The sequence below is a fragment of the Rhizobium sp. SVR5-2C genome (genome assembly GCF_056755115.1).
The window spans coordinates 44,941-68,218 of the sequence record NZ_JBNDHT010000017.1; the positions used below are offsets into that span (position 1 = coordinate 44,941).

A 23,278-nucleotide genomic window follows, 5' to 3' on the forward strand; every position below is an offset into this window, starting at 1 on the left:
GACGCCGGCTGTTTTAGAGCGCTACCGGCTTATTCCGCTGCTTCCGCTTTCGGCATTACAGACACGTACACGCGACCATTGGCCTTCGTTCGGTAGTCCACATTGCCTGCCGTAAGCGCAAAAATGGTGTGGTCCTTGCCGAGGCCGACGTTGGCGCCCGGATGCCACTGCGTACCGCGCTGACGCACGATGATGTTGCCTGCGATGACGGCTTCGCCGCCGAACTTCTTCACGCCAAGGCGCTTGGATTCGGAATCACGACCGTTGCGCGACGAACCGCCAGCTTTTTTGTGTGCCATTGGAGTTCTCCTTTAAACCTTGAGTCCCGAGATCGATTACTTGGCTGCCAGGATGTCCGTGATGCGGACAACCGTGTGATGCTGGCGATGGCCGCGCGAGCGCTTCGAGTTCTGACGGCGGCGCTTCTTGAAGGCGATGACCTTCTTGCCACGGTTCTGCTCGACCACTTCGGCCTTTACCGATGCGCCCTTGACGAAGGGAGCCCCGATCGCTGCATCGGCGCCTTCGCCGATTACGAGGACTTCGGTGAATTCAATGGAGTCGCCAGCGGTGGCTTCAAGCTTCTCGATGGTCAGCACGTCGTTGGCTGCCACACGGTACTGCTTACCGCCGGTCTTGATGACTGCGAACATTGTTTGATCCTTTCATGTTCGATCCGGCTCTCCCCGCAAAGCGCAGGTGGCCGTCTTTTTATCAGTCTGACTTAAGCAGGGATTTCAGGGCGATGCCCGGAACTCTGTCTGCCGGTGAAACCCCGCGCGGGCGCGAGGCGGCCAAGGCACGGACTTTTCCACGCCTATTGCGTGAGCGGGATACGCGACTGTCAAAAACGTGTCAAGGCAAAAGGATGAAAAGCTCTGCAGTTTCGTCTTGCCAGCCTTCCTTTTGATCGCTATGAGACACCCCGCGCCGAACAAGCGCCAACCAACGACCGCGGAGAGGTGGCAGAGTGGTTGAATGCACCGCACTCGAAATGCGGCATAGGTGCAAGCCTATCGGGGGTTCGAATCCCCCCCTCTCCGCCAGAAACTCTATTGATATCAGATAAATAGCCATATTTCCCTAGGGTTCTGAATGTGGAACTGTATAGGGGCACGATCACGACAATCACGGAGCCACGCTGACGGCGCTCCCGTTCGGGGCCAGATTGCTATATTCAGGACCGATTATTTTTCATTGCGGTGTTCGGGGCTCGTAACTCCTCCAACGCCGCAACCTCGAAGCTGCGGCGCTAGGGGCAAGGCAATCCTGTCCAGTTACGATGCGCACGGATCAGGTTGAGCTTTGGTCAAGTTTCAGCGCTGCCGAAATCTCGGCAAGCGTGGCTTTTTCGGCATCGCTCACTTTTACGCCGCCAAAACCAAGGAAGCCGCCTTCCTTTGCGGCTTCGGCAACGCTCTCGCTAATCCGGTAGAGCCAGGTCTTGAGCGCAGTGGCGGCCTCTGGCGCCTTGGATGCGACAATATCGCTGGTCTGCCGCAACACGGCAAGGCATTTGGTCTTGATTTCATCCGGCTTAGAGCCCTTGAGCTTTTCCTGAAGGCCTTCCCGCGCGGCAATTATTCCTTCCGAAGTCTCGAAGTCGCTGACGAGTGCGGAGACGAGCGAGTTCGCTCCGGGATCGGTCTTGGCCTGCAGCAGCGCGCGTGCGCTGGCCATTCCTTCTTTCAGCATGCCCCAAAGTCCACTTGGCTCGGCGGCGGTGACGGCAATGCCTGCCACCATCACGCTTTGCAGCAGCAACTTCCATTCGTCGGGCGTGAATGTTGATTTGTCAGCCATCGTCTCCGATCCTCTTTTCTTGCTGTTCAGCTGGGGGAAGCGAGCTGATTTCGAACGCCGGCCGTGTGGCCGGCGATCGATTTCACCCGCCGTCAAGCGGGCAGGGTCGCAAGTTTTGCCCTTAGCGAATCGACTGTGGGCTTTAGAACGTCGGATACGCCGGGGATGGCCAGGATCTTGTCGAATAGCCCGTTAAGTGTCGACATCATTGGCTTGAGCATGCCCGCAAGTGCGGTCTTTTGCTCTGCCGAAAGTTGTCCGATCGTCGCCGCGACCTTGTCAATTTCGCCTTCGGCTGCCTGCAGCTTGGGGAGGGCTGCCTGCGCCGATGGCGCATCGGTGATGCCGGTGACTGCGGCTTGCAGATTTGTAAGGGTATCCGTGAGCTGTTTGCCCACATCGATATCGCCAACGGTCAGGTTCGGCGTCGGGACCGCACTTTGCGGGACGGTCTGTTCGATTGGCCTTGCGAAGATATAATAGAGCGCTGCCAAGATTACGAGCGCCGCAATGAGCCAATAAAGCCAGCGACGGGGTGCGGACGCTGACGCGGTGCGCTGGCTGACATTGCTCACAGACGATGCAGTTGCCGCCGCTCGGCCAGCTGCCTGACCTGTCGCCGCTGTCGCCGTTCGCATGGAACCACCGAGCGCACTCAAAAGGCCGGTGCCGCCAAGCATATCGCTGACACCTGAAGGCAAGGCGGAGACAATGTTGTCCTCTTGACTGGCGAGAAGACTGGCAACGCCGTTGGCGCTGAGATCGTTGCCGCCTTGCTGGGCAACGCCGCCCATGACAATCGGGGCCAGCATGCCCAGAAGGGAACTGCTCGCGTTCTTGTCAAGGCCAGCGTAGCTGCCGACCGCGTTCGCCAATGCTCCGCTGTCGCCAGCTCCGAACAACGATGACAGGATTTGCGAACCGGTCTGGCCAAGGGACGTCTGGCCATTCGGCGTGAGCATTCCGGCAAGGTTGCCGAGTGCGCCACCCTGCTGTCTCGCAGCGTCGGCGATTTTCTGTGCTCCGCCAGATTGCGCCGCAATGCCGCCAAGACCGGCCAGCAGCGCAGGCACCGCAGCCGCTATCGCACGCTGTGTCTTGGCGGCGTCGAGGCCAAGCGCGCCCGCCAGGCGACCGATCAAATCCGGCGTCAGCAGTTGCATGATGGATGAAACAAGATTGCTGGCCATTGAACTTTCCTCCGCAGCTTCGGATCAGAAACAGCTTAAACGGAAATTTCGCTCGAATCCGGCACTTGACTAAATCCTCCTGCCTCGAACGGAGGGTATTATCTTTTATGCCGGACATATTTCCTGCCGGATGAAAGTATGAAGGAGGCAACGCAGGCGGCGTAATATTAGCATCTAATGCTGTATTTCGCTAGAGAGACGAGTCTATTCTTCGAAAGATTGTGATGGCCTTTGATCAGGTGTGGAGTAATCCTTGGCTCCTCTCTAGAGGCATCCTACGCGTGATCTTCAATATCGATTGGAGATCACATTGGCGAATGTCTTTGATGGTATAAGTTTAGCGTTGGGAGGCGACTAATATTATAAGTTACATAGATCGTATTCTGTAATTCACACCGGATTTTGTTATAAAACTTCCTTATTCAAGAAGAAATTCCACGCGTAACTCTAATACAAAAATACATTGCCTAAATTAACGCTACGTGGCTCTGGTCTTTATGCCTGGTTCTGTTTAGAGTTACTTTAGGCACCAAGGATCACGCACAGGTAATTTCCCAGCTTTTGGCATTGATCCTTGATGGAATACTGAAATCAGAAGGGAGGCGAGCAAATGACGATTGCTTATAATTGCCTTCGAAAGGGATTTCGTAGCGTCAATGTTCTATCGTCGTGATGGCGGAGCCAGGGGATATGGGGGAGCAGCATGAAGTTTCACGAAACGCCTTTGCACGGGGTCTACGTCATCGAACCGGAGCCGCGTGGGGACGAACGCGGATGGTTTCAGCGCGTATTCTGCGAGCGGGAGATGGGTGATGCGGGGCTGGAAAGCCGCTTTGTACAAGTCAACAATTCGTTCAACGCCGAAGCCGGCACCCTCCGTGGGCTGCACTACCAGCTCCCTCCATCGCCGGAAGTGAAGATCGTCCGGTGCCTCTCCGGGGCGCTATGGGACTGCATCGTCGATCTCCGGCCCGATTCCCCGACATATCTCCGGTGGCATGGAGTTGAGCTGACGGGTGAGAACCGGCTCGCATATTATGTGCCTCGTGGCTTTGCGCATGGATTTGTGACGCTCAGGCCTAATACCGAGACGCTGTACCTTGCCAGCGGGTTCTACGATCCGAAGGCGGAGCGCGGTGTGCGGTGGAACGATCCCAAGTTTGATATCGCTTGGCCGGTTAAGGGGGCGCTGATCTCGGAAAAAGACTCCAATTGGCCCAACTTCGATGAAGGTTTTCACGGTGTCGAGAGCCTGCGCGGCATCTAGCCTGTCGGACGCTTTCGCATGCTGATTGGGCTTACTAGGACTTATCGACTGGCTCTCGGCCAAAAAAATTGCCTGCTGTTTAGTCCGGTAGTCCAAAGGTTTGGCGCCCTTCCGATGGTGCGCCGCAGCATGCCGGGCAGATTCGTTCTTTTTCTTGCCGTCCATCTCCTCTAAGTCTTCTCACATCCGCTGTGGAAGCAAAGGTGATATATGGCAGGTGAAACTGTTCTCGTGGTCGGCGGTGCCGGCTATATCGGCTCTCATACGTGCCTCGATCTGGCAAACAAGGGATACAAACCCGTCGTCTTCGACAATTTCTCGAACGGTCATCGCGAATTCGTAAAGTGGGGACTAGCCGAGGAGGGCGACATTCGTGATCGCGCCCGGTTGGACGAAGTGCTCGCAAAGCATAAGCCCTCGGCGATCTTGCATTTTGCGGCGTTGATCGAGGTCGGCGAGTCGGTAAAGGACCCGGTCTCCTTCTACGAGAATAATGTCATCGGCACGCTGACCTTGCTTTCGGCCGCACAGGCGGCGGGCATCAACGCTTTTGTCTTCTCGTCGACGTGCGCGACATACGGGCTCCCTCAGAGCGTGCCGCTCGATGAGACGCACCGGCAGGTGCCGATCAATCCTTACGGACGGACCAAATATATCGTCGAGCAGGCTTTGGCCGATTACGATCAGTATAAAAATCTGCGTTCCGTGATTCTGCGCTACTTCAATGCGGCAGGCGCGGATTTCGAGGGCCGTATCGGAGAATGGCATCAGCCGGAAACGCACGCCATTCCGCTCGCGATCGATGCGGCGCTCGGCCGCCGGCAGGGCTTCAAGGTTTTCGGCAGCGACTATGAGACGCGCGACGGCACCTGCGTGCGCGACTATATCCACGTGCTCGATCTGGCCGATGCCCATGTGCGGGCGGTCGAATATTTGCTGAAAGGCGGAGAGTCCGTTGCGCTGAACCTGGGAACAGGAACGGGGACGACCGTCAAGGAACTCCTCGGCGCGATCGAGGATGTATCGCAGCGGCCTTTCCCGGTTGAATATATCGGGCGCCGGGAAGGCGATTCGCACACGCTGGTCGCCAATAACGACAAGGCTCGCGATGTGCTTGGCTGGGTACCGCAATATGATCTCTCCCAGATCATCCAGTCGGCATGGAACTGGCATTCCAGATCCAATCAGCACTGAGGCCGGCAATTCATGAAGCGGCCGAATGTTCTTCTGATCACCGCGGACCAATGGCGCGGTGATTGCCTTTCGGTGGCTGGCCATGCCTGTGTCAGAACGCCGAATGTCGATGCGCTGGCAAAAGAGGGCGTGCTTTTTCGCAATCATTTTGCTGGTGCGGCACCCTGCTCGCCGGCGCGGGCGACGCTTTACACCGGCCTTTACCAGATGAACCACCGCGTTTGCCGGAACGGTTCACCGCTTGACCGCCGCTTCGACAACCTGGCGCTCGCGGCACGACGCGCCGGCTACGATCCGACCTTGTTCGGCTACACGGATACCGCGCCCGATCCGCGCGGGCTGGATAGAAACGACCCGCATCTGACGACCTATGAAGGCCTGTTGCCGGGATTCACGGCGCGCCAGCTCCTGCCTGAGCATGAGAAGCAGTGGCTTTCGTGGCTCAGGACGCGCGGGCACGCCAACGCGATCAGCCGGGATATCCATGTCCCGGCAGGTGCAGCACCTGGTGAGATTTCGGCGGAGACGACCGTCTATTCCAGGGATGAAACGCAGACCGCGTTCTTGACCGGTGAATTCATACGCTGGCTGGGCGAACAGGATGCGCCATGGTTCGCCCATGTCTCCTTCCTGCGGCCGCATCCGCCATTTTCGGTGCCCGAGCCCTACGCCACCATGTTCAATCCCGGCGACGGGCCGCAATTTTCGCGGGCAACGAGCCATGAGGCGGAACAGGCGCTGCACCCTTATCTCGCCTATGCGATGCCGAAGAACGGCAAGGGCAGCTTTATTCATGGCGCCGAAGGCCAGGTCAGCGACTGGCGGGCGGAGGACTTCGCCGCGATCAGGGCGATCTACTACGGGATGATCGCCGAGGTGGATGCGCAGCTCGGCCACATTTGGCAGGCGCTGAAGGATCACCGTGCCTGGGACGATACGATCATCATCTTCACCTCCGATCATGCCGAGATGATGGGCGATCACTGGACGCTCGGCAAAGGCGGTTTTTTCGATGGCAGCTATCACATTCCGCTGGTGATCCGCGATCCCAAGGCGCCGTTCAAAGGCCACGTTGTCGAGCGCTTCACGAGTGCTGCGGATATCTTTCCAACGCTTTGCGACAGCTTGGCGGTTGAGGCGGAAAACGATCTCGACGGCCGCTCATTGCGGCCGTTCATCTCCCGCGGCGATGCCGATGAATGGCGGGATGCGGCGTTCTGGGAGTTCGATTTCCGCGACATCGCTCAGCGGGAAGCCGAGAGACATTTCGGCCTGAAGTCGAACCAGTGCAATCTTGCGGTCATCCGCGATCAGAACTTCAAATATGTGCATTTCACCGGCTTGCCGCCTTTGCTCTTCGATCTTGCGGCCGATCCGATGGAGCTCAACAATCTCGCTTGCGATCCCGGCTATATGGCAACCCGCCTGGACTATGCCGAGAAGCTGCTTGCGCTTCGGGCACGGCATCTTGATCAGACGCTTGCCTATACGGAGCTGACGGAAAAAGGGCCGGTTACGCGCCGGCCCTGATAAGATTACGAGAGGCGGCCAAGATAATCCATCTTGCCGACCGGCACGCCTTGATTGCGCAGGATGGCATGTGCCATTGCCACGTGAAAATAGAAGTTCGGCAGCGCAAAGGTCGTGACGTATTCATCGCCGCGGAAGGTGATCTTGTTGCCGCCGGGGGCAATCGTCACTTCGTTCGCTTCGGTGCCGTCGAGCGCTTCAGGCGCAAGAGAAGCGAGGTAGGCTTCGGTCTTATCAAGGCGTTCGCGAAGCTCGGCGATCGTCGTTTCGTTGTCTTCAAATTTCGGAGCGTCGGTCTTGGTCAGGCGGGCGACCGCAAGCTTGGCACTGTCGGTCGCGCGCTGATATTGGCCAGATAGCGGCAGCATATCGGGTGCCAATCTGGCACCGACAAGTTCGTTCGGATCGATCCCCTTGTCTTTTGCATAGGTTTCGGTCTTGTCGAGGTAGTTTCTCAGCGTGGCAAGCCCGCGCTGAAAGACAGGAACGGTGAGGCGGTACATGGACATAGATCTCTCCTAAGGCAAAGTGATTTGCGGTTGCAGTGGGCATTTAGGCGTTCGTTATGACGATTTCATCGGCTCGACGGCCGCGCTCATTCAAATTCCTGCGGAGCTCGACGGTGCCCGCAAATCAGCGAGAGCGCGTCTTCAGTGCCCGGTTTTTCGCCATCAGCCCAAGTCTTTTATCCATCAAATAATTTTCAAAGAGGGGGCTGGCTAATTCCGCCAGCTTTTCTATTCTGCCCGCTTGTTATTTGCCCGGAAGGGCAGAGCAGGAAGACAGATGCAGTTCGTATTCGATGGCCACAATGACGTTCTCCTCAGGCTTTGGACACATGAAAGGGATGGCGGCGACCCAATCGCCGAATTTCTGAACGGGACGACATCGGGCCATATCGACGGACCTCGCGCCAGGCAGGGCGGCCTTGCAGGCGGCCTCTGCGCCATCTATGTGCCCTCGGGCGATCTTGTCTTCGCCGATCCGGATCAGAACGGGCACTATATGACGCCGATGGCCGCGCCCCTCGACCGTCTGCCGTCGCTGGGCATTGCGACCGAGATGGCGGCGATCGCGCTCCGCCTCGACAAGGCGGGCGCATGGCGGCTATGCCGGACAGTCAAGGACATTCGCAGCGCCATGGAGAGCGGTGTTTTTGCGGCCGTCATGCATATGGAAGGCTGCGAGGCAATCGGGCCTGATCTTGCGGCCCTCGAAGTGTTTTATGCGGCGGGGCTGCGGTCGCTCGGACCGGTCTGGAGCCGGCACAATATTTTCGGACATGGCGTGCCCTTCGCCTTTCCGATGTCGCCGGATACGGCGCCAGGGCTGACAGGTGCCGGTTTTGATCTCGTGCGCGAATGCAACCGCCTCGGCATCATGATCGATCTATCCCACATTACCGAGAAGGGCTTCTGGGACGTTGCGAGGACGACGGATCAGCCGCTCGTCACCACGCATTCGAATGCGCACGCCCTGACGCCGGTCGCGCGCAATCTGACCGACAAGCAGTTGGATGCAATCAGAGAGAGCAACGGTCTCGTCGGTCTCAATTACGCGACGGCAATGTTGAGGGCCGATGGCCGCTCGGACGCTGAGACGCCGCTCTCCGATATGATCCGCCATATCGACTATCTCGTCGATCGAGTCGGGATCGATTGCGTTGCGCTCGGCTCCGACTTCGACGGCGCCACCATTCCGGATGAAATCGGCGATTCGGCTGGCAACCAGAGGCTGATTGCTGCTCTCCGGGACGTTGGATATGGTGAGGAAAATCTAAGAAAGCTCGCCAGCGAGAACTGGCTTCGGATCCTGGCTTCGGCGTGGAAAGAGAAGAACGCCTGAGCCAAATACTGCTTTATAATCAATCAAGAACAGGGGAACAGACCGATGATGATTACCAAACTCAGCCGCAACTTTCGTGCTCTTTCCGCGGGGGCAGCGCTTTCGCTTCTCATGCTGACGGCGCCCGCTGCCTTCGCGGAGACGCCAAAGGACACCGTCGTCGAAGGCTTCGCCTTTGACGACATCATCACCATGGATCCAGGCGAGGCTTTCGAGATTTCGACGGCCGAAATGACGAGCAACACCTATAGTCTTCTCGTCCGCCTCGACATGAAAGACACGTCGAAGGTCGTCGGCGATCTCGCCGAGAGCTGGAGCGTCTCCGACGATGGTCTCACCTACACGTTCAAGCTGAAGCCCGGTTTGAAGTTCGCTTCCGGCAACCCAATCACGGCCGAGGATGTTGCCTGGTCCTTCGAGCGTGCTGTCAAGCTGGACAAGAGCCCGGCCTTCATTCTCACGCAATTCGGCTTGACGGGAGACAACGTCACCGAGAAGGCGAAGGCGGCGGATGAAAACACCTTCGTCTTCAACGTTGACAAGCCCTATGCACCGAGCTTCGTGCTGAACTGCCTGACGGCAACGGTTGCCTCCGTCGTCGACAAGAAGCTCGTCATGGATCACGTGAAGTCCGTCACCGTCGATGCCGATCACAAGTACGACAACGACTTCGGCAATGAATGGCTGAAGACCGGCTATGCCGGCTCTGGTGCCTACAAGCTCCGCGAATGGCGTGCCAACGAGGTCGTGGTGCTGGAGCGCAACGACAATTACTATGGCGACAAGCCGAAGCCGAATCGTGTCATCTATCGCTACATGAAGGAAAGCTCGGCGCAGCGCCTGGCGCTCGAGGCCGGCGACATCGACATCGCCCGCAACCTTGAGCCGGGCGACTTCGACGCCGTCTCGAAGAACGGCGATCTGGCGACCACAAGCGCGCCAAAGAGCACGATCTACTACGTCAGCCTCAACCTGAAGAACGAGAACCTGAAGAAGCCGGAAGTGCAGCAGGCCTTCAAATATCTCGTCGATTATGACGCCATCGGCTCGACCCTCATCAAAGGCATCGGCGAAATCCACCAGACCTTCCTGCCGAAGGGCCAGCTCGGTGCGCTTGACGAAAATCCGTTCAAGCTCGACGTCGCCAAGGCAAAGGAACTGCTGGCGAAGGCCGGTCTTCCGGATGGCTTCTCCGTCACTATGGATGTTCGCAACACGCAGCCGGTAACCGGCATTGCCGAATCCATGCAGCAGACCCTCGGACAGGCCGGCGTAAAGCTGGAAATCATTCCGGGCGACGGCAAGCAGACGCTCACGAAGTTTCGCGCCCGCACGCACGATATGTATATCGGCCAGTGGGGCTCGGACTATTTTGATCCGAATTCGAATGCCGATACCTTCACGGCGAACCCGGACAATTCGGACGCCGGCACCAACAAGACGCTCGCATGGCGCAATACCTTTGAAGCGCCGGAACTCGACAAGGAAGCCAAGGCTGCTCTGCTCGAGCGCGACAGTGCGAAGCGTGCTGCCATGTACCAGGACATCGAGAAGAAGTACCTGGAAAACAGCCCCTTCGTCTTTATCTTCCAGCAGATCGAAGTGGCCGGCTACCGCAAGAACCTGAAGGACTTCAAGCTGGGTCCGAGCTTCGACACCAACTACGTCGGCCCGATCGCCAAGGAATAATCCGGTAGGATTGGTTCATTGAGCATTGTCGAAACCAAAATGGAGGCGCGGCCCGCAAAGGGCCGGGCCGTTCCCCTTGCGAAGGCAATCGGGCGTTTCCTGATTGCCGCCGTGACGACCTATCTTGGACTTCTGGCCGTCACTTTTTTCATCGGCCGCGTGGTGCCGATCGATCCGGTTCTCGCGATCCTTGGCGACCGGGCGCCGACACACGTCGTCGAGCGGGTGCGGGAAGAGATGGGTTTCAACCTTCCGCTCTACCAGCAGTTCTTCATCTATCTGAAGGGGATTCTTTCCGGCGACTTCGGCAATTCGGTACTGACCACGAACCCGGTGATGACCGACATCCGGCGTGTGTTTCCGGCGACGATCGAACTGGCCACCCTCGGCACCCTGATCGGGGGAGTGATCGGCATTCCGCTCGGCGTGCTTGCGGCCGTTCGGCGCGGCAGCATCGCCGACCAGGTCGTGCGGGTCATAGGGCTGATCGGCTATTCGGTTCCGATCTTCTGGCTGGCGCTGATCTCGCTTGTCGTCTTCTATGCGAAGCTCAGATGGGTCGCCTTTCCGGGCCGTATCGACATCGTCTATGAATATAGCTTCACGCCGGTGACCGGCTTCTACCTGATCGACAGCGCCATGCAGGGGCAATGGGACGTCTTCTACGACGTGTTTCGCCACATCGTCCTGCCTGCCTCGCTGCTCGGCTATTTCTCGCTCGCTTATATCAGCCGCATGACGCGCAGCTTCATGCTGAACGAACTCGGCCAGGAATATATTGTGGCCGCACGCGCCAAAGGCCTTTCGGAAACCCGGGTGATCTGGGGCCACGCATTGCGGAACGCAGCCGTGCCGCTTGTCACCGTGATCGCGCTTTCCTACGCCGGCCTTCTTGAAGGCTCGGTGCTGACGGAAACGGTGTTCTCGTGGCCGGGCATCGGACTTTACATCACCAACTCGCTCCAGAATGCGGACATGAATGCGGTTCTGGGCGGTACGATCGTCATCGGCACCGTTTTCATCACCATCAACCTGTTGTCCGATCTTCTCTACCGCACACTCGATCCAAGGACGCGAAGCCAATGACGGTTCCAGCAAATCAGACGGCGCCGATGACCCGCCGCGAATGGTTGCTTTCCGATCGCCCGCAATCGCGTATGCAGGCCCGTCTCGGACGCGCCTATGTGACATGGCGTCAGTTCGCCGCCAACAGGCTGGCGGTCGTCGGTCTAGCGATCATCATCGTCCTGCTTCTGATCGCCGCCTTCGCCGACGTGATTGCAACACACTCACCGGTCGTCGGCGATCTGAAGAATGCGCGGCTCGTGCCACCTGGAACCGGCGAGTACCTTCTCGGCACGGATGATCAGGGCCGCGACATCTTCTCGCGCCTGATCTACGGATCGCGGTTGACGCTGTTTGTCGTGGTGCTGGTCGCGATCATCTCGGCACCCATCGGGCTGATTGTCGGCACCGTTTCCGGCTATGCCGGGGGCTGGGTCGATGCCGTGCTGATGCGCATCACCGATATTTTCCTGGCCTTCCCCAAGCTGGTGTTGGCGCTCGCCTTCGTTGCTGCGCTTGGTCCGGGCATCCAGAATGCGATCATCGCGATCGCGATCACCTCCTGGCCGCCCTACGCCCGCATTGCCCGTGCCGAAACCCTGACGGTACGGCGTTCCGATTACATCTCGGCGGTCAAGCTGATGGGCGCCTCGCCGATCCGCATCATCATCCGCCACGTGATGCCGCTCTGCATCTCGTCGCTGATCGTGCGTGTGACACTCGACATGGCCGGCATTATTCTGACCGCAGCCGGTCTCGGCTTCCTTGGTCTCGGCGCTCAGCCGCCGCTGCCGGAATGGGGGGCGATGATCGCCTCGGGTCGCCGCTTCATCCTCGATCAATGGTGGGTAGCAGGCATGCCGGGTATTGCAATCCTCATCGTCAGCCTGGGTTTCAACCTGCTCGGTGACGGTCTGCGCGATGCGCTCGACCCCAAGGAGAGCGGCCAATGACGGATCTGCTGACGGTGGGGAACCTGAGGGTCAGCTACCCGACGCGCACGGGCGTGATCGAAGCCGTTCGCGGCGTGTCCTTTACCCTCGGCAAGGAGCGCCTCGGTATCGTCGGGGAGTCCGGATCCGGCAAATCGCAGACCGGGCGCGCAATCATGGGGCTTACGCCCAAGCACGGTATCGTCACGGCGGACAAGCTCGTCTTCGATGGCATCGATCTGCTTTCAGCCTCGGCGAAAGAACGGCGGCTCCTGCGCGGAAAGCGCATCGCCATGGTACTGCAGGATCCGAAATATTCGCTCGATCCGGTGATGTCGATCGGCAGGCAGATTTCCGAAACTCTGAGAACGCATGAGAAGGTCAGCAAGGCGGAGGCGACCGAACGGGCGCTTGCCATGCTGGAGGCGGTACAGATCCGCGATCCGAAGCGCGTCTTCGATCTCTATCCGCATGAGGTCTCGGGCGGCATGGGCCAGCGTGCGATGATCGCCATGATGCTGATCGCCGGGCCGGATCTGCTGATCGCAGACGAGCCGACCTCGGCGCTCGACGTCACCGTACAGCTCGATGTCCTCAAGATCATGGACAAGCTCGTTTCAGAGCGCGGCATGGGACTGATATTCGTGTCCCACGACCTGCGGCTTGTTTCGTCGTTCTGCGACCGCGTGATCGTCATGTATGCAGGAAAGATCGTCGAAGAACTGAGGGCTTCGGAGCTCAAGAATGCGCAGCATCCCTATACGCGAGGGCTTTTGAACTGCATGCCGCAAATCGGGGATGATCGCCACCCGCTGCCGGTGCTCGACCGCAAACCGGAGTGGGCTCAATGAGCGCTGCGCTTTCGGTCGAAAATGTCAGTGTCGCGTATGACGATTTTCTGGCGCTGAAGGATGCCAGCATCGCCGTGGCTCAGGGCGAGTCCTTCGGCCTGGTTGGCGAATCAGGGTCCGGGAAATCGACGCTGCTTCGTGCGGTGGCGGGTCTTGCTCCTGTCACCGGCGGCACTATTCGCATTCATGGTGAGCCGCTGCATGGTTCAAAACGCAGCAAGGCCTTCTACAGAAATGTCCAGATGGTGTTTCAGGACCCTTATGGTTCCCTGCATCCGCGGCAGACGATTGACCGCTTGCTGATCGAGCCCTTGGCAATTCACGGCATCAGAGACAGCGACAAGCGTATCGCACGCGCGCTCGATGAGGTAGGGCTCGGAAACGGCTTCCGCTTTCGCTATCCGCACCAGCTCTCCGGCGGACAGCGGCAGCGCGTGGCAATTGCGCGGGCGCTGATCGTCGAGCCGTCGATCCTGTTGCTGGACGAGCCGACATCGGCACTTGACGCTTCGGTCCAGGCGGAAGTGCTCAATCTCCTGGAGCAGATCAGACGCGACCGCAAGCTGACCTTCGTGATGGTGAGCCACGATCTCGGTGTTGTTACTCATATGTGCGAAAGGCTTGCCGTGATGCGCAACGGCGCGGTCGTGGAACGGCTGACCTCCGGCCAACTGGCCAATGCGGATGTTCAAGAAGACTACACGCGAAATTTAATGATCGCGAGCAAGGGCTTCGTCAAAGCCTGAAACCCGGATTTTATCAAGTATTTGAAATGCTTGGATGTGCCTGTGTGTTAAGGTTAAATGCCCGTTAAAAGACGACCATTCGGCTAGACTATTGACAGCGGCTTTTCATCTGTCATGATCCTGTTAACGCTTGTTAGCTTTCGTGATCGTGGAGGTGACGCATGTTCTTTCTCGGCGGGATGACCATGGGATATCTCGACCCTCCGGCTAAGGCTGGACGTACCGAACGGGCACCCATTTCCATTCCTGCGGAGAAAGACCGCCGATTGATCGAAGCTTCCGGTGCCCAACGGGAAGAAAATGCGATCGAGCGTTCATTGATCTGGGCATGGCGCACGCTTTGCTGAGCCAATCGTCGGGTGCGGGTTAGATTTTCCATCCTCTGCGCCTTGGAAGGAAATTTATCTCTACCTATCATATAGAGAATATAGGAATGTGGCGGCGATTGACCGCGGCATCAACGAAAACAAGACGGAGGCAACACATGGCAGACCTGGGTATTTCGCATACTCACGCGAACCATTATAGTTCCGCACCGGCAAAGAAGCTGACGTCGACGCGTCACAAACTTCATCTCGCACTGAACGCGACGTTGGTCGCTGCGGCGTTCGTCTTCGTTGCAGCATTGGTCTGCGGCCTTATCAGTTGACGATTATGCTGGGCCTTGCCAGCACACTCATCCTACATAGCTTACGCAGCATTCTGGCCTTGCAGATTGTCGGGCCTTGAATGCCCCCTAGACGAGGCGGGAGCTTTGGTCGGAAACAACGATCCGCCTGACGTACCGCCTGAACTCCCCTGAGAAAATGGAAAATGCGATGGCTGCGCGAAACGTTCGGACATGCGTCCGAGCGATATCGCCAATTGTCGCGCGGTGATAAATTGAAGTCCGGTGCCACAACGGTGCCGGATTTTTCTTTGAGTAACTCCAAGCTACAGAAATGACGCGAAGGGTGCAGCGCAATTGATGTCTCTTGACTTGAATTATCGCGATGGTGTCCAACTTTCCGGAGTGCCTCTTGGGGTGGAGTCAAAAGGCAGCAGTGGCCGGCGGGGGGCACGCAGCAGATCGAGCCTAAACCCGTTTAGTATTGAGGATCTGCGTCCCTTGCGTCTTTATGCAATGGCTTTGGACCGTTCATGCGACAGTCATAATTGCCGGTGCAAAAGGCTAGCGAAATTATCATAACGTTGTTTGGATCCAGAACCGAACCCATGACCATTTCCATTCCGTCTTCAGCGTCCTCACGCGAGTCCGAAACGAAGCACATCGATTACGGCGATGCGATCCGCTCGACCTATCTCTCCATTGAAGACATCAAGGCGATGGGTGCTGCGGTCGCTCGCAAAAGCGTCGTTTCGCTGCCGGGTTTTGCGCCGTTCGATTTCTTCGCGCGGCACAAGGAGAACGAGAAGGAAATCCTGCGCGTCTATCGCACAACCGCGACCGACGTGGAATCAGGCGAGACCATCACGCCCGCCGCAGAATGGCTTCTCGATAACCATTACATCGTCGAAGAGGCCATCCAGGAGATCCGCCGGGACTTCCCGCGGCGCTTCTATCGCGAATTGCCGACGATCAATGTCGACGGTGTCCAGATGCCGCGCACGCTGGTGCTCGCCTGGCTCTATGTCGCCCATACCCACAGCACGGTTTCGCAAGAGAGCCTGACGGCGCTTGTCGACGGTTTCCAGCAGAGCGAAACGCTGCGCATCGGTGAGCTCTGGGCGTTGCCGTCGCTCGTCCGCTATGTGCTCGTCGAAAACCTCCGCAGGATTTCGAGCCGCGTCGAACACAGCCGCCGCTTGCGTCGCCGCGCCAACGAAGCCGCCGACGAACTCGTGCGCCTGACCGATCCGGCGAGGGCTGCCGACTATCTGAGAACGCTGGAACCGCTTGCCGAGGACAATACCTTCTCGACGCAGTTCCTCTACCGCATGCGCGACGGTTCGCAGGCTTCCAGTCTTGCGATCGCCTGGCTCGACGAGCGCCTACAACTGCTCGGCCGTGACACCGAAGAAGCGACAATGGCGGAACACAGCCGCCTATCCTCCGGCAATGTCACGATGGGCAACATCATCCGGAGCCTTCGCGAGATCGACGACACGGAGTGGTCGGTCTGGGTGGAGCAGGTCAGCCACGTCGACAAGCTGCTTTGGGAGAATTCCGACTACGGTGCACTCGATTCGGGGTCGCGAAACAAATACCGCAAGCAGATTGAAAAGCTCGCCAAGCGCTCGCCGCTAACGGAGATGGAAATCGCTCAGCTGGCGCTCGACATGACTTCCGAAGCGAGGGCTTCCGAGGAGCCGCAGCCGCATGAGCCGAATGTCGGTGGCTTCCTCACCGGCATGCACCGGCCGAAATTCGAGGCGCGGGCCAATTATCGGCCGACAATCGCCCAACATCTTGTTCGAGCAGTCCGCAAGCTCAACTGGCTGTCGATCGCGGCTCCCGTCTTCCTGCTCACCATCATCGCAATGGCGATCGTTGGGCACTTCATGGCGGCCGCAGGCATGGGCGCTTTCGCAATCGCAGTGCTGCTCGTCATGTTCTCGCTTCCGGCATCGGAGGGGGCGACAGGCCTGTTCAATACTCTGCTGTCTTTCTTTGTAATACCGGCGCGGCTTGTCGGCTATGAGTTCAAGGAAGGCATTCCGAAGGACGCGCGCACGCTTCTGGCGGTGCCATGCCTTATTTCCAACCGCGACAGCGTCGACGAACTGGTTCGCAATCTCGAGGTTCACTACCTCGCCAATCCGCGCGGCGAAATCTATTTCGCGCTGCTGAGCGACTGGCCGGATAGCGCCGTTGAAGAGACGGCGAACGATCTCGAAGTGCTGGACTATGCCCGCCGCGAGATCGCCAATCTTTCAGCCCGCTATGCCTATGATGGCAAGACACGCTTCTATCTCCTGCATCGCCGCCGCATTTATAATCCGTCCGAGGGCGTCTGGATGGGCTGGGAGCGCAAACGCGGCAAGCTGCACGAACTGAACATGCTTCTGCGTGGCGACAGCGACACGACCTATCTGCCGGGCGCCAACGTGGCTCCCGCCGATGTTCAGTACGTCATGACGCTCGATTCCGACACGCGCCTGATGCGCGATGCGGTCACCAAGCTTGTGGGCAAGCTCTATCACCCTATCAACCGTCCGGTCATAAATCCGAAAACCGGCCGGGTCGAAAGCGGCTATGGCGTGCTGCAGCCGCGCGTGACCCCGTCGCTGACGACCGGAAAGGACGCCTCGGTATTCCAGCGCGTCTTCTCCATCAACCGCGGTCTCGACCCTTATGTGTTTACGGTTTCCGACGTCTATCAGGACCTCGCGGGCGAGGGCACGTTCACCGGCAAGGGGCTCTACCACGTCGATGCCTTTGAAGCTTCGCTGAAGGGCCGCATCGAGGAGAACTCGGTTCTCAGCCACGATCTTCTCGAAGGCTCGATGGCGCGCTGCGCGCTCGTGACTGATCTCGAGCTGGTCGAAGATTTCCCGGTCCGTTACGAGGTCGAGACCTCGCGCCAGCATCGCTGGGCGCGCGGCGACTGGCAGCTTCTTCCGTATATGTTTAATCCGAAATACGGCGTCACCGCCCTCGGGCGCTGGAAGATGTTCGATAACCTGCGCCGGTCGCTGACGCCGATCGCCTGGTTCTTCGCCTCCGTGCTCGGCTGGTATTTCATGAGCCCGCTTGGGGCGCTCGTATGGCAGATACTTCTGATCTTCTGCCTCTTTGTCGCGCCGACGCTCTCGCTCATCCACGGCATCATTCCGCGTACCAGCGATATTGTCGCGCGCGCACATCTCTATACCGTCTGGTCGGACATCCGCGCCGCCAACGCTCAGGTCGCCCTTCGTATCGTCTTCATTGCCGACACGGCGTGCATGATGGCCGATGCGATCGGCCGTTCCCTTTATCGTCTCTCCGTCAGCCATAAACTGATGCTGCAGTGGCGTACCGCCGCTAGCGTGCAAGCCCGCGGGCAGGGAACGATACTCTCCTACTACAAGGCGATGTGGCATGCGCCGGTGCTTGCCCTGCTTGCTCTCGGCTTTGCCGCGCTTTCCGGGGACAACGCGTTCCTCGTCGGCATTCCGTTTGCCTTGTTGTGGATCCTGTCGCCGCTCGTTGCCTGGTCTGTCAGCCAGTCGGCGGAAACCGAAGACCGGCTCGAAGTTGCCGACTCGGTATCGAGCGAACTCAGAAAGATTGCCCGCCGGACCTGGCGTTATTTCGAAGCGTTCACGACGGCGGAACAGAACTACCTGCCGCCGGATAACGTTCAGGAGACGCCACACGTCATCGTCGCGACCCGAACCTCGCCGACCAATATCGGGGTCTATCTGCTCTCGGTCATTTCCGGCCGCCAGTTCGGCTGGTTTTCGTTCGAAGAGACGATCGAGCGGCTGGAACGGACAATCGCCACCATCGACAAGATGGAAAAGTACCGCGGCCATCTCTTCAACTGGTATCACACCGATACGCTGCAGACCCTCGGGCCGCGATACGTTTCCTCGGTCGACAGCGGCAACCTTGCCGGTCACCTGATCGCTGTTTCGTCGGCCTGCCGCGATTGGGCCGAGGCGCCTTCGGCTCATATGCAGGGCAACCTCGACGGTGTAGGCGATACCGCCGGTATCCTCGGCGAAGTGCTCGCCGTTCTCCCGGATGACCGCAAGACCATCCGTCCGCTCCGTCGCCGCCTGGAAGAGCGGATCGTTGGCTTCCAAAACGCGCTCGCCGCCGTCAAGCGCGAGCACGAGTTCGCCTCCATCCGCGTCATCAACCTTGCCGTTCTGGCACGCGACATCCAGAAGCTTGCAGCGAACCTCGATCACGAAGTTAAATCAGCACAAAGCGCCGAACTCACCCGCTGGGGGGAGTCTCTCGTGAAGGTCTGTGAAGCGCATATTGCCGACAGCACATTCGACCTTTCCAATATCGATGCTTTGCGTCCGCGTCTGATCGCTCTCCGCGAAAAGGCCCGCGATCTCGCCTTCTCGATGGATTTCAGCTTCCTATTTCGTCAGGAACGCCGTCTTCTCTCGATCGGCTATCGTGTCGAAAGCGGCGAGCTCGACCAGGCCTGCTACGATCTGCTGGCATCGGAATGCCGCCTCACCAGCCTTTTCGGCATCGCGAAGGGCGACCTGCCGACCGAGCATTGGTACCGCCTGGGCCGCCAGGTCGTGCCGGTGGGTTCGCGCGGCGCGCTGGTCTCCTGGTCCGGCTCGATGTTCGAATACCTGATGCCGCCGCTGGTCATGCAGGAGCGGGGTGGGGGTATTCTCAATCAGACCAACAACCTGGTCGTGGTCGAGCAGATGAACTATGGACGCAAGCTCGGCATCCCATGGGGTATTTCGGAAGCGGCCTTCAACGCCCGTGACCATAACCTCAACTACCAGTACACGAACTTCGGCGTGCCTTCGCTCGGCCTGAAGCGCGGTCTGGGGCACAACGCCGTCATCGCGCCCTATGCTTCGATCCTCGCCAGCCAGTACGATCCGCAGGGCGCACTCGAAAACCTGCAGCGCCTGCGCAACGTCGGCGCGCTCGGCAAGTTTGGCTTCCACGATGCCGTTGACTTCACGCCGACGCGTGTGCCGGAAGGCAAGAAATGCGCAGTCGTCTACAACTACTATGCTCACCACCACGGAATGTCGATTGCAGCTATCGCAAACGTGGCGTTTAATGGGCATCTGCGCGAACTCTTCCACTCCGATCCGGTGATCGAAGCGGCTGAGCTGCTGCTGCAGGAAAAGGCGCCACGGGACATTCCTGTCATGAGTGGTAAGCACGAATCCGATACGCCCGCCAGCATCCAGGACGATCTGCTGCGGCCGGAGCTTCGCAAGATCTCCGACCCGCTTTCGCGGGACCGCGAACTCGTCTTCCTGTCCAATGGTCACTATTCGATGATGCTGACCGCAACCGGTGCCGGCTATGCGCGCTGGAACGGCCAGGCCGTCACCCGCTGGAAAGCCGATCCGACGGAAGACCGTTGGGGAAGCTTCATCTTCCTGCGCGATACCACGACCAACGAATGGTGGTCGGCAACGGCTGAGCCGAAAAGCGTCGAAGGTGAAAAGGTCAACGTGCTCTTTGCCGACGAAAAGGCGGAATTCACGAAAGTCGTCGGCGACCTAAGCAGTGAAGTGGAATGCATAGTCACGACGGAACACGATGCGGAGGCCCGCCGTCTGACGTTGTTCAACACGGGCTCCGAAGACCGCTTCATCGAGGTCACCTCTTATATGGAGCCGGTGATCGCATCGGATGACGTGGACAACGCGCATCCGGCCTTCGCCCGTATGTTCGTGAAGACGGAATTCGGCAAGCGCGGCGATATCATCCGCGCCGAGCGCCAAAAGCGCGACCCGAATGAACCGAATATGAGCATCGCCCATCTGATCGTCGACGGTTCGGGTCCTGCCCGCCAGACGGAGTTCGAAACCGACCGCCGCAAGTTCCTCGGCCGCGGCCGGAGCCTCGCGGATGCTGCTGCCTTCGATCCTGGTGCAACGTTGTCGGGCACCGACGGCTTCACGCTCGATCCGATTCTGTCGCTGCGCCGTACCCTCCGCGTGCCTGCGGGCAAGAAGGTCAGCGTGATCTTCTGGACGATCGCCGCTCCCAGCCGCGACGAGGTGGACAAGGCTGTTGAACGCTATCGCCACGCTGATGCCTTCAACCACGAGCTCGTCCAGGCATGGACGCGCACGCAGGTGCAGATGCGTCATGTCGGCGTGACGTCGCAGCAGGCTGCGGCCTTCCAGCATCTCGGCCGGTATCTGGTTTATCCGGACATGGATCTGCGTGCCGATGCTGCAGTCGTCCAGGCGGGCATGCAGTCTCAGTCATCGCTCTGGCCGCTCGCGATCTCCGGCGACTTTCCGATCTTTACGCTGCGCATAGACGATGACATGGACCTCGAAATCGTTCGCGAGGCCCTTCTGGCGGAGGAGTATCTTCGCTCGCGCGGGCTCACGGCCGATCTCGTCATCATGAATGAGCGCGCATCCTCCTATGCGCAGGATCTGCAGCACGCCGTCGACCAGATGTGCGAGAACGTCCGCCGAATTGGTCAGGCCGATGGTCTGCGCCAGCATATCTTTGCCGTCCGCAAGGATTTGATGGAGGAGGCGACGTATCACGCCCTGATCTCCGCTTCGCGTGTCACCCTCCACGCGAAGAACGGCAAAGTTGTCGATCAGATCAACCGCGCGGTTGCGCTTTCTGCGCCTTCGAAAGAAGAGCCTCAAGAAATGGAACGCGCGGAGCGCAAGGCGCCGGTTAAGCGTGTAGCCGCCATCGTGCAGCCGAAGCCCGCGCCGCTTGAGATCGAAGACAAAGGCGACCTCGACTTCTGGAACGGCTTTGGCGGTTTTGCCCGCGACGGCCGCGAATATGTCACCCGCCTCGCCGGCGGCACGGCGACACCGCATCCCTGGATCAATGTGATCTCCAACGAGAAGTTCGGCTTCCACGTATCTGCTGAAGGCGCCGGTTTCACCTGGAGCGTCAACTCGCGAGACTACCAGCTGACCTCCTGGTCGAACGATCCCGTCATCAACCGCTCAGGCGAGGCAATCTACGTCGCCGATCTGGACAGCGGTGCAGTCATGACACCGTTCGCAGGACTTTCGGAGCGGAGCGATGTCCGCTTCGAAGCGCGCCATGGCCTCGGCTACTCGGTCTTCTCCAGCGAGCAGAACGATATCGCTCTGGAAGTGACGCAGACGGTCGATCGCCAGAAGCCCGTCAAACTGCAGCGTGTGCGGCTGCGCAACCTCGGCGCCTCTCCGCGCAAGTTGCGGCTTTACGGCTATGTCGAGTGGGTTCTCGGCAACAACGCCCAGCACACGGCGCCCTTCATTCTCTCGTCGCACGACGAGGAAACGGGCGCGCTGATTGCGACCAACCAGTATAGCATCGACTTTTCGAGCCGGGTTTCGTTCTTTGCTGCGAGCGAGAAGCCGTCCAGCTTTACGGTAAGCAGACGCGAATTCATCGGTAAGGCTGGTACGGTCCAGGCTCCGCAGGCGCTCAAGCCGTCCGTCGCGCTTTCCGGCGTTACTGACCTTGATGGCGATCCGGCGGCTGCGCTTGCATTCGATATCGAAATCGGTGCCGGCGAAGAGCGTCATGTCACTTTCTTCCTAGGCGACACCGGCTCGAAGGAGGAGGCTCAGGCGTTGGTCGCGGATATCCGCAAGACGTCGATCGAAGACGCCGTCCAGGCAAACCGCGACTTCTGGCAGGGCTTCACCGGCAAGGTGCAGATTTCGACACCGAACGCGGCGATGAACAATCTGATCAATACGTGGTTGCCGTATCAGAGCCTCGGTTGCCGCATCATGGCGCGTTCGGCCTTCTATCAGGCAAGCGGTGCCTTCGGCTTCCGCGACCAGCTGCAGGATACGCTGGCCTTCGTCCTTCAGGAGCCGTCGCTTGCGCGCAACCAGATCGTCAACGCTGCTTCCCGGCAGTTCCGCGAGGGTGACGTTCAACATTGGTGGCTGCCGGGAACCGGTGCCGGTGTGCGGACGCTGATCTCGGACGACGTCGTCTGGCTTGCTTATGCAATCCACCACTATTGCAGCGTGACAGGTGACAAGAGCCTGCTTGAGGAAGAGCTGCCGTTCGTCGAGGGGCCGGAGCTGCTCGAGGGGCAGCATGACTCATTCTTCCGTCCGGAAGTTTCGGATGACAAGGTCAGCATTTACGAGCATGCGGCCCTGGCACTTGATCTCGCAATCAAGCGCAAGGGAGAAAACGGCCTGCCGCTGATCCTGGGCGGCGACTGGAACGACGGCATGAATCGCGTCGGAATCCATGGCAAGGGCACGAGCGTCTGGCTCGGCTGGTTCCTGGCTGGCGCGTTGCGGTCCTTTACGCCTTACGCTGAAGAGCGGGGTGACACTGCTCGCGTCGAACGCTGGACAAAGCATCTCGCCGAGCTGAAGGCAGCACTCGAACGCGCAGCATGGGATGGTACTTACTACCGCCGGGGTACCTTCGACGACGGCAGTCTGCTTGGATCAAAGGAAAGTCTGGAATGCCAGATTGACTCGATCGCGCAGTCCTGGAGTGTGCTTTCCGGCGAAGGCGATCCGGATCACGCGGTAAAGGCCATCGACGCGGTCATGAACCGTCTCG

General features: G+C 59.1%; 17 protein-coding genes and 1 tRNA gene. 13 read left to right on the forward strand and 5 right to left on the reverse strand.

Translation table 11 applies throughout. The annotated features are described in order from the left end of the window. Positions 1-29: 29 nt before the first annotated feature. On the reverse strand, positions 30-299 hold the full coding sequence (rpmA, locus tag ACPYOI_RS07405) for a 50S ribosomal protein L27 (protein ID WP_022717527.1): 270 nt from the start codon (positions 297-299) through the stop codon (positions 30-32). A 36-nt stretch (positions 300-335) separates the two neighbouring features. After that, positions 336-653 carry a 50S ribosomal protein L21 gene (gene rplU, locus ACPYOI_RS07410; RefSeq protein ID WP_481418142.1) on the reverse strand — a complete coding sequence of 106 codons (318 nt, stop codon included), beginning with the start codon at positions 651-653 and terminating at the stop codon, positions 336-338. A gap of 303 nt (positions 654-956) precedes the next feature. Here rplU and ACPYOI_RS07415 point away from each other — a divergent pair. Further along, positions 957-1,046: transfer RNA gene (locus tag ACPYOI_RS07415), tRNA-Ser, on the forward strand. A 247-nt stretch (positions 1,047-1,293) separates the two neighbouring features. Here ACPYOI_RS07415 and ACPYOI_RS07420 read toward each other — a convergent pair. Further along, the gene (locus ACPYOI_RS07420; RefSeq protein ID WP_481418143.1) at positions 1,294-1,803 is read right to left on the reverse strand and encodes a hypothetical protein; all 510 of its coding nucleotides are present in this window, start codon (positions 1,801-1,803) and stop codon (positions 1,294-1,296) included. A 92-nt stretch (positions 1,804-1,895) separates the two neighbouring features. Then, positions 1,896-2,993 carry a DUF937 domain-containing protein gene (locus ACPYOI_RS07425; protein ID WP_481418144.1) on the reverse strand — a complete coding sequence of 366 codons (1,098 nt, stop codon included), beginning with the start codon at positions 2,991-2,993 and terminating at the stop codon, positions 1,896-1,898. A 703-nt stretch (positions 2,994-3,696) separates the two neighbouring features. Between ACPYOI_RS07425 and rfbC the strand changes: the two genes are divergently transcribed. From rfbC to ACPYOI_RS07440, 3 genes are all read left to right on the forward strand, one after another. Next, positions 3,697-4,260 carry a dTDP-4-dehydrorhamnose 3,5-epimerase gene (gene rfbC / locus ACPYOI_RS07430; protein ID WP_481418145.1) on the forward strand — a complete coding sequence of 188 codons (564 nt, stop codon included), beginning with the start codon at positions 3,697-3,699 and terminating at the stop codon, positions 4,258-4,260. Between the two features lie 210 nt (positions 4,261-4,470). Further along, a complete protein-coding gene (galE, locus tag ACPYOI_RS07435) occupies positions 4,471-5,454 on the forward strand; it encodes a UDP-glucose 4-epimerase GalE (protein ID WP_481418146.1) in 984 nt (327 codons plus the stop codon). Between the two features lie 12 nt (positions 5,455-5,466). Further along, positions 5,467-6,984 (forward strand): alkaline phosphatase family protein, encoded by a 1,518-nt coding sequence (locus ACPYOI_RS07440; RefSeq protein ID WP_481418147.1) that lies wholly within the window; start codon positions 5,467-5,469, stop codon positions 6,982-6,984. A gap of 5 nt (positions 6,985-6,989) precedes the next feature. Here ACPYOI_RS07440 and ACPYOI_RS07445 read toward each other — a convergent pair whose 3' ends face one another. After that, entirely contained in the window at positions 6,990-7,493 is a 504-nt protein-coding gene (locus ACPYOI_RS07445) for a DUF1993 domain-containing protein (RefSeq protein ID WP_481418148.1), read from the reverse strand. Positions 7,494-7,770: 277 nt separating this feature from the next. Here ACPYOI_RS07445 and ACPYOI_RS07450 point away from each other — a divergent pair, with 277 nt between their 5' ends. From ACPYOI_RS07450 to ACPYOI_RS07490, 9 genes are all read left to right on the forward strand, one after another. Beyond that, the gene (locus ACPYOI_RS07450; protein ID WP_481418149.1) at positions 7,771-8,829 is read left to right on the forward strand and encodes a dipeptidase; all 1,059 of its coding nucleotides are present in this window, start codon (positions 7,771-7,773) and stop codon (positions 8,827-8,829) included. Between the two features lie 45 nt (positions 8,830-8,874). After that, a complete protein-coding gene (locus ACPYOI_RS07455) occupies positions 8,875-10,518 on the forward strand; it encodes an ABC transporter substrate-binding protein (protein WP_481418150.1) in 1,644 nt (547 codons plus the stop codon). An 18-nt stretch (positions 10,519-10,536) separates the two neighbouring features. Further along, complete coding sequence (locus tag ACPYOI_RS07460; protein ID WP_481418151.1) at positions 10,537-11,604, forward strand: ABC transporter permease; 1,068 nt, start codon at positions 10,537-10,539, stop codon at positions 11,602-11,604. After that, the gene (locus tag ACPYOI_RS07465; RefSeq protein ID WP_481422733.1) at positions 11,601-12,536 is read left to right on the forward strand and encodes an ABC transporter permease; all 936 of its coding nucleotides are present in this window, start codon (positions 11,601-11,603) and stop codon (positions 12,534-12,536) included. The genes ACPYOI_RS07460 and ACPYOI_RS07465 overlap by 4 nt, the downstream gene beginning before the upstream one ends. After that, positions 12,533-13,366, forward strand: coding sequence for an ABC transporter ATP-binding protein (locus ACPYOI_RS07470; RefSeq protein ID WP_481418153.1), 834 nt, complete (start codon positions 12,533-12,535; stop codon positions 13,364-13,366). Before ACPYOI_RS07465 ends, ACPYOI_RS07470 begins: the two co-directional genes overlap by 4 nt. Beyond that, positions 13,363-14,112 carry an ABC transporter ATP-binding protein gene (locus ACPYOI_RS07475; RefSeq protein WP_481422734.1) on the forward strand — a complete coding sequence of 250 codons (750 nt, stop codon included), beginning with the start codon at positions 13,363-13,365 and terminating at the stop codon, positions 14,110-14,112. Before ACPYOI_RS07470 ends, ACPYOI_RS07475 begins: the two co-directional genes overlap by 4 nt. Positions 14,113-14,273: 161 nt before the next feature. After that, complete coding sequence (locus ACPYOI_RS07480; protein ID WP_168831795.1) at positions 14,274-14,459, forward strand: hypothetical protein; 186 nt, start codon at positions 14,274-14,276, stop codon at positions 14,457-14,459. Positions 14,460-14,596: 137 nt separating this feature from the next. Then, the gene (locus tag ACPYOI_RS07485) at positions 14,597-14,761 is read left to right on the forward strand and encodes a hypothetical protein (RefSeq protein WP_481418156.1); all 165 of its coding nucleotides are present in this window, start codon (positions 14,597-14,599) and stop codon (positions 14,759-14,761) included. Between the two features lie 566 nt (positions 14,762-15,327). Further along, a partial coding sequence (locus ACPYOI_RS07490) for a GH36-type glycosyl hydrolase domain-containing protein (RefSeq protein ID WP_481422735.1) occupies positions 15,328-23,278 on the forward strand: 7,951 nt, incomplete at its 3' end.